At 42.2% G+C, this 13,319-nt stretch carries 10 protein-coding genes and 1 pseudogene; 6 read left to right on the forward strand and 5 right to left on the reverse strand.

All coding sequences use genetic code 11. The annotated features are described in order from the left end of the window. Positions 1 to 23 precede the first annotated feature (23 nt). Positions 24 to 206 (forward strand): annotated as a pseudogene (locus O9290_RS21040) (hypothetical protein); the annotation flags it as partial. A 477-nt stretch (positions 207 to 683) separates the two neighbouring features. Continuing rightward, entirely contained in the window at positions 684 to 2,570 is a 1,887-nt protein-coding gene (ftsH2, locus tag O9290_RS21045) for an ATP-dependent zinc metalloprotease FtsH2 (RefSeq protein WP_103113280.1), read from the forward strand. Between the two features lie 372 nt (positions 2,571 to 2,942). On the opposite strand, the gene O9290_RS21050 is transcribed toward ftsH2, so the two are convergent. Both O9290_RS21050 and holB read right to left on the reverse strand, forming a co-directional pair. Continuing rightward, the gene (locus O9290_RS21050) at positions 2,943 to 3,161 is read right to left on the reverse strand and encodes a hypothetical protein (RefSeq protein ID WP_002759065.1); all 219 of its coding nucleotides are present in this window, start codon (positions 3,159 to 3,161) and stop codon (positions 2,943 to 2,945) included. Between the two features lie 37 nt (positions 3,162 to 3,198). After that, positions 3,199 to 4,164: a DNA polymerase III subunit delta' gene (gene holB / locus O9290_RS21055; protein ID WP_288056189.1), complete on the reverse strand. Its 966-nt coding sequence runs from the start codon at positions 4,162 to 4,164 to the stop codon at positions 3,199 to 3,201. 12 nt (positions 4,165 to 4,176) lie between these two features. Between holB and O9290_RS21060 the strand changes: the two genes are divergently transcribed. Next, the gene (locus O9290_RS21060; RefSeq protein ID WP_288056186.1) at positions 4,177 to 4,518 is read left to right on the forward strand and encodes a hypothetical protein; all 342 of its coding nucleotides are present in this window, start codon (positions 4,177 to 4,179) and stop codon (positions 4,516 to 4,518) included. Between the two features lie 496 nt (positions 4,519 to 5,014). Here O9290_RS21060 and O9290_RS21065 read toward each other — a convergent pair whose 3' ends face one another. The 3 genes from O9290_RS21065 to O9290_RS21075 all read right to left on the reverse strand — a co-directional run bounded on the left by O9290_RS21065 (position 5,015) and on the right by O9290_RS21075 (position 9,890). After that, positions 5,015 to 6,187 (reverse strand): putative hexosyltransferase, encoded by a 1,173-nt coding sequence (locus O9290_RS21065; RefSeq protein ID WP_288056184.1) that lies wholly within the window; start codon positions 6,185 to 6,187, stop codon positions 5,015 to 5,017. 377 nt (positions 6,188 to 6,564) lie between these two features. Further along, complete coding sequence (locus O9290_RS21070; protein ID WP_288056192.1) at positions 6,565 to 8,895, reverse strand: heavy metal translocating P-type ATPase; 2,331 nt, start codon at positions 8,893 to 8,895, stop codon at positions 6,565 to 6,567. Between the two features lie 443 nt (positions 8,896 to 9,338). After that, positions 9,339 to 9,890: an REP-associated tyrosine transposase gene (locus O9290_RS21075; RefSeq protein ID WP_288057121.1), complete on the reverse strand. Its 552-nt coding sequence runs from the start codon at positions 9,888 to 9,890 to the stop codon at positions 9,339 to 9,341. Positions 9,891 to 10,275: 385 nt separating this feature from the next. Between O9290_RS21075 and O9290_RS21080 the strand changes: the two genes are divergently transcribed. The 3 genes from O9290_RS21080 to O9290_RS21090 all read left to right on the forward strand — a co-directional run bounded on the left by O9290_RS21080 (position 10,276) and on the right by O9290_RS21090 (position 12,980). Next, complete coding sequence (locus O9290_RS21080; protein WP_002733756.1) at positions 10,276 to 10,551, forward strand: hypothetical protein; 276 nt, start codon at positions 10,276 to 10,278, stop codon at positions 10,549 to 10,551. Continuing rightward, complete coding sequence (locus tag O9290_RS21085; protein WP_002759059.1) at positions 10,548 to 10,919, forward strand: hypothetical protein; 372 nt, start codon at positions 10,548 to 10,550, stop codon at positions 10,917 to 10,919. Before O9290_RS21080 ends, O9290_RS21085 begins: the two co-directional genes overlap by 4 nt. A 402-nt stretch (positions 10,920 to 11,321) precedes the next feature. Further along, positions 11,322 to 12,980 (forward strand): IS1634 family transposase, encoded by a 1,659-nt coding sequence (locus O9290_RS21090; RefSeq protein ID WP_288055417.1) that lies wholly within the window; start codon positions 11,322 to 11,324, stop codon positions 12,978 to 12,980. Positions 12,981 to 13,319 lie beyond the last annotated feature (339 nt).

Here is a 13,319-nt window from a genome sequence, read left to right on the forward strand (position 1 = left end):
CCCTTATATAGAAAAGCATTTAGCGATTTTTGTCAATTGTTTTTGCTCTAGAGCGAACTAATCAATTAAGTCTCTTGCCAGATAAGGATTTAGTCGATTTATGCCCCCCTATCGAACCATACCAAGTAACGAAGAACCATACTTTTTTATGTATATCGATAAAACCCTTAATAATCCATTCACCTTCATTAGTTGACACAGTTTGAGCAAAGGAAGAAGTTTGATGTTGTAAAAGTTGCAAAAAATGTTCTGGAGTCATAAATCTCTCAGATAATCAGTGGCTTTTGATAAGCTGTTCAGTCTCTAAATTTCCGAGCAGATCGAGAAAAGGCAAGGGTTTCAACACCGTTCACCCACGATTTAAATTGCGAACAGCTTATACACTGTGTAGTTTACACGCTCTAGAGTAAAGAATAGTAAAAACTTCTACTGTTAAATCTTGACCATCGAGATAGTCCTTCTCTAATCCAGCTTATCCCAGAAACCATGAGACTCTTGCTAGAACAAATGAACTAAAAAAAATCTCTCGTCACCATTCTTGTCAGAATTATGAGAATTACGTTACATTTAGTTAAGATTTAATTGGCTGCGGGGATTAATCTCGAAAAAATAACGTAAAATCCTTGACAAAAACAGCTAAATGAGTTAAGCAAAAATCTTTATCCTAGAACCACTAAACAAACATGAAACTATCCTGGAAAACGATTTTACTGTGGACATTGCCCGCCCTTGTGGTCGGTTTTTTCCTCTGGCAAGGCACTTTTGCCACGGCCACCGGTAATATCGGCAATAACACCGCCACTACCCGCATGACCTACGGACGCTTTCTAGAATACCTAGACAGTGGTAGGGTTGTTAGCGTCGATCTCTACGAAGGGGGCCGAACCGCGATCGTACAGGCCCTAGATCCAGAACTAGAAAACCGAGTACAACGCCTACGGGTCGATTTACCGGCCAATTCCCCCGATTTAATCGCCCGTTTACGGGATTCTAAAATTAGTTTCGATGCACACCCGATGCGGAATGACGGCGCTTGGTGGGGATTCCTCGGTAATCTACTTTTCCCCTTTTTGCTGATTGCCGCTCTCTTTTTCCTGTTCCGCCGTTCTAATAATATGCCAGGCGGCCCCGGTCAAGCGATGAGTTTTGGCAAATCAAAAGCTCGTTTCCAGATGGAAGCAAAAACCGGCATCACCTTTGATGATGTGGCAGGAATTGACGAAGCGAAGGAAGAATTACAGGAAGTCGTCACTTTCCTCAAACAACCGGAGAAATTTACCGCCGTTGGTGCCAAAATCCCCAAAGGAGTCCTTTTAGTTGGTCCTCCTGGTACGGGTAAAACCCTGTTAGCCAAAGCGATCGCCGGTGAAGCGGGTGTACCTTTCTTCAGCATTTCCGGTTCGGAATTTGTGGAAATGTTTGTCGGTGTCGGTGCTTCTCGCGTGCGCGATTTGTTCAAAAAGGCCAAGGAAAATGCTCCCTGTTTAATATTTATCGATGAAATTGACGCGGTAGGTCGTCAACGGGGTGCCGGTATCGGTGGCGGTAACGATGAACGGGAACAAACCCTGAACCAATTATTGACAGAAATGGACGGTTTCGAGGGGAATACGGGAATTATCATCATTGCCGCCACTAACCGCCCCGATGTTCTCGATTCCGCTCTCATGCGTCCGGGCCGTTTTGATCGCCAAGTAACCGTGGATGCACCCGATTTTAAAGGTCGTTTAGAGATTTTAGACGTTCACGCCCGCAATAAAAAGCTGGCCAACGACGTTTCCATCGAAGCGATCGCCCGTCGCACTCCAGGGTTTAGTGGAGCAGATTTAGCCAATTTACTCAACGAAGCGGCAATTTTAACCGCCCGTCGTCGCAAAGAAGCCATTACCCTCCTAGAGATAGATGACGCGGTAGATCGCGTTATCGCGGGTATGGAAGGTACTCCTTTAGTCGATAGCAAGAGCAAGCGCTTAATCGCTTACCATGAAGTGGGTCATGCGATCGTGGGTACGCTCTTAAAAGATCACGATCCCGTCCAGAAAGTGACTCTGATTCCCCGGGGACAGGCCCAGGGTTTAACTTGGTTCACTCCCAACGAAGAACAGGGTTTAACCACGAAAGCTCAGTTAATGGCCCGGATTTCCGGTGCTTTAGGTGGTCGGGCGGCCGAGGAAGAAATCTTCGGCTATGATGAGGTGACTACCGGTGCCGGTGGCGATTTACAGCAAGTCTCTGATATGGCGCGTCAGATGGTGACTCGTTTCGGGATGAGCGATTTGGGTCCTTTGTCCCTAGAAAGTCAAGGGGGTGAAGTGTTCCTCGGTGGCGGTTTGATGACTCGTTCCGAGTATTCTGAGAAGGTCGCTACTCGCATCGATGATCAGGTGCGATCGATCGTGGAACACTGCCATGAAATTTCTCGGCAAATTGTCCGCGATCATCGCGAAGTGATCGATCGAGTGGTGGACCTGCTGATCGAAAAAGAAACGATCAATGGGGAAGAATTCCGGCAGATTGTGGCTGAATACGCCTACGTTCCCGAAAAAGAACAGTTTGTACCACAGTTATAGGTTGATTTCAATCTATAGGCGATCGGGTGGGTTAAAGCTCACCCGATTTTTTTATCCCAATTAAGGGTTCAAAAGCTGCAAAAATAAGGATTAAATTGCCTAAAATCTGTAAATATAGCGTTTCCCAATCTCATGAGGTACACCAAAATCTTAACTCCTGAATCCCGAATCCTGACTCCTGAATCCTGAATCCCGAATCCTGACTCCTGACTCCTGACTCCTGACTCCTCAAAACCTAAGACTCTGTACCTCACAACTATGGGAATTGCTATAGACAATTTAATTGATTATTATTCTCATTCTTAATTCTCCTGACTACTGACTACTGGCTACTGACTCCTAACCCTAACAATAATTTTTTGATTTTTACAATTAGTCGTCATCATCATCGTCATCGTCTTTTTTATCCCGTTGATTATTGCCGTCTTTTTGCTGCTTTTCCCCGTCTTTATCGCTATCTTCGTCTTTTTGCGGGGATTCCACCGTGGTAGGGACGTTTTTCGGTTCTTCGGCTTCTTTTCCTCCCTGACAAGCACCTAAAACCGTAGTCAAGGTTAACAGAATCAGCAAAACTAAGGATTTCATTTTCATGGTCTTTCTCCCCACTCGATCGATAAATATAACAATTTTAAGACTTTTGGGCGGTGGATAGTTTGGCCAATGCCAAGAAAGTGCATTCCCAGACTAAACGGGGTTGAACGTAGGCTAACAGCTGCCGGCGGGTTTTTTCCAAGATTTCTAAAATCGATCGCTCTCGTCGTCGTTGCCAATCCTCATACTGAAGATAACTCACATACCATAATTGGGTTTCCGTGTCAAGAGTTTGAGCAATAATTTTGGCTAATTCCAGTGCTTGGGAGAGTTTTAGGGGAAATTTGCTCAAAGATCGCGGTAAATCTTGGGGGAGACTGTCGAGAAATTCTAAAGCGGCGATCGCTTCTCCGGGGCTACCTTGGGCTAAACCGAGAATTGCCGGATAATTGAGAACGCGAGCTTGTCCGTTAGAGCGGAGGACTTGAGCGAGATTTTCTTCCGAAAGACGCTGAAAAGGGATATGTTGACAGCGAGAAACGAGAGTGGGTAGTAAAGAGGAGGGACTGGGAGCAATCAGGATTAAAGTGGCTTTTCCCGGTTCCTCAAGCGTTTTTAAGAGGGCATTTGCCGCCGATTCCGTCATGGTGTCTGCTTGCTCGATCACCACCACAGAGCGGGACGATTCCAGGGGAGGACGACTTAAAAAGTTAGTAATCTCGCGAATTTGTTCGATGCGGATTTGCGGGGGAGCTTTACGCTTGAGATTGCTTTCCTGTGCTTCTTTTGCGGTGAGCAGTTTGCCTTGGTGTTGATAAGTGGGTTCAATCCAGAGTAAATCGGGATGATTGCCCCCTAAAAAGCGTTTCAGGATTAATTCCCTTGTTTCCGGAGATCGATCTCTAGTTAACAAGTCTTGACAGAAACATTTTGCTGCTAGATTGCGTCCAATCCCCTTAGCGCCGGCGAATAAGTAAGCGGGAGCGATCGAATTGACTTCAAGCGCTCTTTGTAGTAGTTCAATGGCCTGATTTTGACCGATTAACCTTGACCAATTTATCATCTTTTCCCTGCCATGGCTCGCTATTGCTGTTCCTATTTTGTCGGGATTTCTCCTCATCAGACCGGGTTTTTATACGATGATATATTAAGTTTGGGTGAATTTGAAATCATCAAGCGCCGGACCGATGTCTTGCTTTTATCGGAAGTTCCTAACGATGCTTTCTTTCCCCAGTTAGTGAAAGTGGAATTGTTTATTCATCCTCCCACTAGCTCGGAACTTCAGATCGATTTATTGGTAAAAAATCATGAATTGCCCCTGAGAACTAATAATCGTTGTCGGCAATTTTTCCAATCTATTCACCAGATTATTACCAACAATTATCAAGGTCAATCCCTGACCAGAATTACCGCTTAACCCGATTTGTTCCTGTCTCCGTCAACTGACAAAGACAGGGACAAAATACCATCTTATAGCAGTTATCTTAATGGTGAGGTGGGAAGTCTCTAGTTTTTGGGAACGCCAGAACAGTAGCTGGTCATCCAGAGATGATACCAAATTGGGTGCATCTCAATTTGGTCGAAATATCTATATTAGAGCGTTTCTCCTAAAGATGAAGTGTAACCCAATTTAGTATAATGTTTATTCACTTTTCCTGGTAACGCTGGCCATCACCCACGCCAGATAACTTCTGCATCATAGCGATCCAGTTTCGACGGTCGGTGTGCATGGGCTTTGTTAGACTAAGAGCCCACAATCTCAGGAATTGGGCTCTCCCAGGTTTGGTGGGTAAAATGTATTCTAAGATACATTCCTCCTAGCGAGGGAGTGGAAGGAACCACAGAGACACAGAGGACACAAAGATCGATCGATCTAGGTCTATGTCCTCTGGCAATAACAGAAAGGAAAATTGTTAGAGTAATTTCTGTTGTTCAGCTTCCTGAAGAGTTTGATGTAGATGATAAAGAGTAATTAATATTGTCAATCCTAAAATGAGAGACAAGATTGGCAAAGAAACTATCTCCACTCCTACACCATGTTGACGCATTAGATAAGGAAAATAACTGAAGAGAGATACAAGATTAATAATAATTGGCACGAAAAAATAACGGGGGTAATAAAAACCAAAAATAATGGAAATAACATCGGCAGCAAAAAAGTATCTTTCGTGCATCTTCGGCAGTACATAAGGGACAACCAAGACTGAGATAAGAGCCAGTTGAATCATTACTGGTGTAGTAATTTTAAGGTGACTTTTGTAAATTATGTAAACGAGGTACACAATAACAGTTACTGTCAGCAATGATCCCAGGGGAACAACCCTTGAATAAAATTGATTGGAAATCCATAGATATAGATTAGGAGCATTTAATGTCAGATATTTAAATGTTCCGGCTTGATTGAGATAAATTGACAATAAACTGTTTATTGATCTGCCTGCCATCCAACTTGGAACTAGAGAGATAAAATATACTAAGGGAACAATTAATAATGAAGACCAAGAGATATATTTTTTGACACCAAGCATGATTAAAAAAGGCGCAAAAAACATTGCTTGTTGCTTAAAAGAAACAGCGATACCAAAACATATTAATCCTAATATATTTCGCTCAATAGCTAGATAATAGAGACAGGCAACTAACCAAAATGTATAAAGCATATCTGTCTGTCCCCAGTAAGAACTATTCAAAAAAACTGTAGGGGAAAACAAGACAATAATAGCAGCAATAATTGGTAATTTGCCTCTAGAATATTTGAGGCGAACTAGCTTATAAACAAAAAAAGCACAGAGAAAATCAAAAAGGATTGTAATCAGCTTGATAGCAAGAATTTTAGGCAAACTAGAATAAATATAAGAAGCAATAACCATTAAATACAAGTAAGGAGGATTGTAGTTAGCAAAATCATATTTAAAAGCACTAAATCCTCCGTTCTGGACGATAAAATCATACCACTTACTGTAATATTTCATATCCGAGGTTGAGTTTTGCCAGCGACTCAGCCGTAGTAAAAAGGCAAGAATTACACTAATTATCACAATGGTTTGATTTTCAAATCTGCGCCAGAAACTTTGTAGTAAATTCATGAAAAATAACCTAATTAAACATCAAATATTAAGTGTAAGTAGCTGGTTGTAATTAAATATGAAACTTGGGATGGGCATCTTGGGCTCTTCTCGACTTTGTGTGATAATTTTTGCTTATGGAATCGTGAAATGCTTACTGGGCAAGACTTTTAGGACTATTTTGCGGAAGAAACTATCAGTATAGACCTCGTTTCCACACAGAAACCAGAAGAGCCCATCTTGCCCGTCCACAGGAACTAGAAGCCTCTTCCACTGTCTAACAACTGTAACTGTTCAGGGGGGGGGTGTCAAGCAGCCAGTGGTATTGACCCTGTGGAAGGACTCTCCTGGAGCAGCAGAGAGGGAGAATTATACTAAATCCAGTTATTAAAAACTGATTATCTATTCTCTTCCTTAGTCGATGTGAGCGGGGGAAATTGACGACGTAAAAGCAAGGAATTACTCACTACCATAACCGAACTAAAAGCCATCAAAGCTGCTGCTAGGGCCGGACTGAAAGCTAGACCCCAACGGGGCAGTAATAAACCACCGGCAATGGGAATAGCAAAGGTATTATAACCCAAAGCCCAAAAAAGATTTTGTCGGATTTTTTGCCATGTAGCCAGACTTAAATGCAGAGATTGTACCACATCCTCTAGGCGATCGCTAATTAAAACGATCCCAGCCGTTTCCATGGCCACTTCCGTGCCACCGGCCAGAGCAATACCGATGTTAGCCTGTCCTAGTGCGGGAGCATCATTGATACCATCCCCGACCATAGCCACGATTTTGCCCTCTTTTGTCTGTAGGTCGGCAATTAAGGCGGATTTTTCGGTGGGGGCAACTTCGGCATAAAATTGGCTAATACCCAAACTATTAGCGATCGCTGTCACCACTTCTTGGCGATCACCACTGAGTAAAATCACCTCTAAACCGAGTTTTTGCAACTGATTAACGGTTGTTTGAGCATCGGGACGTAATCGATCCTGAAAAGCGATTGCGCCGAGTAATTGTTCTTCCATCCCCAGATAAATCACCGTTTTACCCGCTTGTAAAAGCTCTTGAATGCCCAGGATAGTTTCATCGATTTTAATGCCGTTCTGGGCTAACCATTGCCGATTTCCCAGAACAATTTTCGACCCCTGCACCCTTGCCGAAACTCCCAATCCGGCCACAGTTTGAAAATCTTCCCCCGTCAGGTTAGTAGGGGGAGTAACCGCGTCTAAAATCGCCTGAGCGAGGGGATGATTAGTGCCACTCTCCACTACTGCCGCTAATTGTTGAATTTCCAGGGGATTAAGGATAGAAAAACTCAAACAATCGGTAATTTCTGGATGACCTTGGCTAAGGGTTCCCGTTTTGTCAAAAACCACCGTTTGCAGTTGCGAGACGGTTTCCAAAACATCGCCCCCTTTAATTAAAATGCCCCGTTCGGCTGCTAAACTGGTTCCCACCAGTAGGGCCGTCGGTGTGGCTAAACCGAGAGCGCAGGGACAAGCGACCACAAGCACAGAAATCGCTAATTTTAGGGACAAAAGTAGGGGAGAAGTGGGTTGAATCATCTCGTGGTGTCCTGTGGTTGACCCTAACACCTCTGGAAACAGCCTAGTTCCCCAAAAATACCAAAAGAGCAGCACAATTAGGGCAATTATCATGACTCCGTAGGCAAAATAACCCGCTACCCGGTCCGCTATCTTCTGTACTGGGGCCTTGCGAGTTTGGGCTGATTCCACGGCTGCGATAATCTTAGCTAGGGTGGTATCAGTCCCCACCTGACGAGTTTGCACCGCAATCGCACCAGAGAGATTGAAACTGCCAGCAATGACTAGATCTCCCATTTCCTTGACCACCGGCAGCGATTCCCCCGTTAATAAAGCTTCATCTACCGTGGTTCTTCCCTGAATAATCTCCCCATCCACGGGAATTTTTTCTCCGGGTAAGACGCGCACCCATTCCCCGACGCGCAGCTGTTCCACGGGAATGGCCACGCCCACACGGTCATCTGTACTACCAATCAGGTGAGCCACTGCCGGTTGTAGGGAAGTAAGCGCTTCTAGGTCTGCGGCTGCGCGATGACGGGAATGCGCTTCTAGAGTCCGTCCGAGGAGAATAAACCCTAACAGCATGACCGGTTCATCGAAAAAGCACTCTAGACCGAGATTAGGCAAGATAAGAGCCAAACAACTGGCTATATAGGCGCTACCTGTGCCTAAACTAACGAGAGTGTTCATATTTGGCATCCCGTGCCGTAATCCGCGCCAACCATCGATGAAAATATCGCGGCCGGGGAATAAAATGGCTAGGGTGGCTAAAGTCCAGTGAAAAGCAATACTTTGAAAGATGGGGATTTCTGGTCCCCCGATGTGGTGTAAGTGACCAATCAGGGAAAAAACCAGTAAACAACAAGCGATCGCTAATCGGTATAATTGTTGTTGCTGTTCTTTTTGTTGGTTTTGCCGACGTTGATTTTGTTGAGAAAGGGGAGTCGATGAGCTGCGCGGTTGGGTGGGGAATCCAATCGCGGTTAATTTTGCGGCTAACTGCTCTGGTGCGATCGCTTCTGGTTGGTATTCAATCACGGCAATTTCCGTGATTAGGTTAACTTGGGCCGATTTTACCCCTTGATTTTGGCTGAGTTGTCTTTCTACGGCACTCACACAGCCGGCGCATTTCATGCCTTTTACGTCTAGAGTAGCGGTTTTTAGTCCAGTTTCGGCGGCTAGGATCATAGAAAAAGTAGGCAAGGATGGTCTTTACTTCTATCCTAGAAATTATCGACGGATTTTTAAACTATTTTGGCCTGTAGGGTTACAGATAGATGAAATTTCATTACAGATAGCTGAAATTTCAGGTAGCCGATCTTGTAGGGTGCGTTAATGAAATGTAACGCACCTTATCTAATGTTCAAAATTCCTGCGTTACGCTGACGCTAACACACCCTACTGGACTGTTTGAGTGCGATCTTGTAGGGTGGGTTAATGAAATGTAACGCACCTTATCTAATGTTCAAAATTCGTGCGTTACGCTGACGCTAACACACCCTACTGGACTGTTTGAGCTAATTTGGTGTATTAGAAAAATGCTATAAATTCTATAATCTAAGACTTTAAGCCGAAATCTATCGCCCTATTTTAGCTGAAACAATCCACTACATTTGATACATTTATATTGCTTAATCATCCCAAAAACCTTCAGGCTTGGCTATACGTTCACCACTACCCCAATCCTGGGGATAAATTCCTTGAGCGATAAACCGATGGATACTGGAATATTGCCAATCTTGAGGATTTTCACAGAAACCATGCCGCACTGGATTGTCATGAATATAATCGCAATGTGTTGCAAAATCTTGTTCATCTCGGATTAAATGCTCCCAAAATCGGCGTTGCCAAAGATTCCCTTCTCCTCGTTTTTGCCGTGATCGAGAAACTTCACGATTAACCCCCAATGCCTGCCCATAATGGTTTGTGACATAAGTTTTGATTAATCGTAACCTTACCGAAAAATCTTGATCATCATCTGGTAACGTCCATAAACAATGAAAATGATCAGGTAATAGAACAAAAGCATCAATCACAAAAGGATATTTCACTCTAACCTTTTCGATTCCTTGCCTAAGCGCTTTTCTAGCCACATCACAACAAAGCCAAGGCTCTCTCTGATAAGTGACTTGAGTAATAAAGAAAGTCCCTCCAAATACATGAGGTCTTCGATAATTAGACATTTGGATCGTAGAGTGTATTAATGAAATGTACAACTTGAATGATAATCAACAAATTCGTGCGTTACGCTAACGCTAACACACCCTACATCATATCGATCTTGAAGATTAAGTGCGATGCCGCTCTTGTAGCCGATCTCGTAGTAACGCACCTTATCTAATGTTCAAAATTCGTGCGTTACGCTAACGCTAACACACCCTAGTGGACTGTTTCAGCCGTAGGGTGCGTTCCCTAATGCGGGATTTTTGAGAACGCACCATGCACATTGATTGAAGCTGTGAGGTTAGGTGCGGTGCCGCTCTTGTGGGCCCAGTTGAGGAATGTTAGCGAAGATTCCCAATGTTTAGGTTAAAATAGAGAGGCAAAAGTTGCCACAGGGTCGCTTCAATGACAGTTCGACAACCCCGCTACAGCAAAGAAGAATTTGCCCGACGTGGACACGAAGTCTATGAGTCTCAGGTACGCTCCCAAATCGAGGAAGGGAATCATGGGAAGATTGTAGCAATAGACATCGAAACAGGGGCTTTTGAAGTGGCTGACGACAGCCTAACAGCTGCTAAACAACTGTTAATACGTTTTCCTGATGCACAAATATTTGGTATTCGCATTGGACATCGTGCCGTCCATCGTTTTGGCTTTCGTTCCCCCAGTGTGTCGCCATGATGATGGGGAGCGTCAATTCGCGCCGAGAAGCAATTATTCAATTCGTAGTGCTAGGCGAAAATCACCAGAGGCAAGCGATTAAAGCAGTTATTGACACTGGTTACACTGGATTTCTCACGTTGCCTTCCGCTATCATTACAACACTAGGATTAACGTGGTATATGCAAGAAGAGGGAATCTTGGGCGATGGAAGCCTCTGTATGTTTAACGTATTTGAGGCAACTGTGATCTGGGATGGTCAGATCAAATCTATTGAAATCAATGAGTCAGAGACAGATACATTAGTTGGTATGGGTTTACTTGATGGCTATGAGTTGAATATTCAGGGTTTTGCTGGGGGATTAGTGACAATTAAACCTTTGTCATAGTCTCTAGTTAGGGTTTGCTGAAAAAGTTTTTCGTGGGGACAGGGTGTGGGGTGTGGGGTGTGGGGTGTGGGTTTTTACCCATTTTCACCCACATTCCGCACCCTCAACTGTCACAGATCAAAAAAGCCATTAAAGTAGTACATAATAACTAAAATTAATTCAAAGGTTAAAAGGGTTAATGAGAATATCTAGCATTAAAAGGGGTATGGAGCGAGAAAGAGAAAATTCAAGAGAAAAAAATAATTGTTCAGAAAACAAGAAATAATTGATTACAATAAGTAGTCGTGCAAAATTAATTTCCTAGTGAAGATAGGCAAGAGGCAAGGGGCAAGAGGCAAGAGCGGGGTTAGATATGTGTAATTAATTTTGCTTAGGTACTTAGAAGTAGTGGAGGAATCTGTTGTGAAATTAAAACCCCAAGAAATAGAAATTCAGAACATAGACCATCTAGGGATAGTGGCAGGAATAATAGACTCAATCGGAATAGTAGAAATAATAAACGAATTGATAGGAGTCGAAAAAGACGAAAAAGTAAATGCAGGTCAAGTAGTAAAAGCCATGATAATCAACGGGTTAGGATTTGTTTCCCAACCCTTATATATGTTTCCCGAATATTTTGAAACAATCGCCTGTGAACATCTAATAGGAACAGGAGTAAAACCAGAATATCTCAACGACGATAAATTGGGGAGAGTCATGGATAAACTATTTATAAAAGGATTAGATACAATATTTTTCATCATCGCAGTAAAAGCCGCCCAAAAATTTGGAGTATCACTATCAACATCACATCTAGACTCATCATCAATCCACGTACATGGGCAGTATAACACTAGCTTACCAGAAGTAATATTTGAGAATCAAAAAATAGGAAATAACCAAGAATTAGAAGAAATAGCAGTAAAATCACCAAAAGAAATAACCATCACTTATGGTTATTCTCGTGACCATCGGCCGGACTTAAAACAGTTCATCATAGAAATGATATGTTCAGGAGATGGAGACATCCCAATATTTTTGAAACTAGCATCAGGAAACCAAGCAGACTCATCATGTTTTGGTCAAATAGCAGTAGAATATCACAAACAATTAGAAGTTAATAGTCTCATGGTTGCTGACTCTGCCTTATATACAGAATCAAACCTGAAAATGATGTCAGATTTACAGTGGTTATGTGGAGTACCATTAAGCATAAAAGCAGCAAAATCATTAATATCAACAATACCAGAATCAGAATTTATTGATAGTACAATACCAGGATATAAATTAGTATCAAAAACCGAAAATTATGCAGGAATAGAACCAAGATGGTTAGTAGTACAAAGTCAAGAAAGAAGAGAATCAGACCTGCGTAAACTCACCCAAAAAATTACCAAAGCCGAATCAAAAGCGGTTCTTGATTTGAAAAAGTTATCACAAGAGAGATTTGCTTGTGAAGCAGATGCTATCAAGGCATTATCAAAATTATCAACCCAGTTCAAATATCACCAAATTAACGAAAGTAAGGTTACTCCAGCCAAATCTAATAAAAAAGATTCTCTAAATGAAATATCCTACCAAATATCAGCTACAGTCTGCCAGGATGAAAGTAAAATTAATACAGAATTGCTGAGTGCAGGACGTTTTATTATTGCTACGAATGTTTTAGATTCACAGGAACTTAGTGATGATTCTATGCTCAGGGAATATAAAGCTCAACAATCATGTGAACGGGGGTTTGGTTTTCTCAAAGACCCATTATTTTTTGCAGATAGTATTTTCCTTAAAAGTCCTGAGAGAATAGAGTCTATGGGAATGATTATGGGTTTATGTCTCTTGGTTTATACATTGGCTCAACGTCAAATTAGAAATGCTCTGAAAGAGTCTAAATCAACAATTAAAAATCAATTAGGTAAAGCAACTAATTCCCCTACTTTACGCTGGATTTTTCAATGCTTTCATTGTATTCATTTGATTACACTCAATCAGGAGGAACATATTTCTAATTGGAATAAGGACAGAGATTTTATCTGGCGTCTTTTACCAGATGATTGTTTACGTTACTATCAATTAGCCACCTAATTATTATCTCTATCAATTTAATTTCTATGAGTGAATATGAGCTAATATCTTTGATTTATAGCTCCATTTTACTATGTCTATAATTTAGTTTTTTACTTTAATTGATTATTCTAAATTATGATTTATCTCTTGGATTTCTTCTTTTATTTATCTGTTGACTCCTCTAGGTGGTGTTAATTCTTATTGCTCCTTATTGAGAATAGGTTTTGATGCCATTTTTGGTGCTTTACTGTTTCTCAAATGCCTTTTTTCGCTCCTTATGTTTATTTTTATGCTCACTTTGATTTTTTCTCTCCGTAATTTCTCTCTGTGACAGCTTAGGGTGCGGAATGTGGGTTG

Source organism: Microcystis sp. LE19-41.2A (genome assembly GCF_027530405.1).
Taxonomy (GTDB): domain Bacteria; phylum Cyanobacteriota; class Cyanobacteriia; order Cyanobacteriales; family Microcystaceae; genus Microcystis; species Microcystis aeruginosa.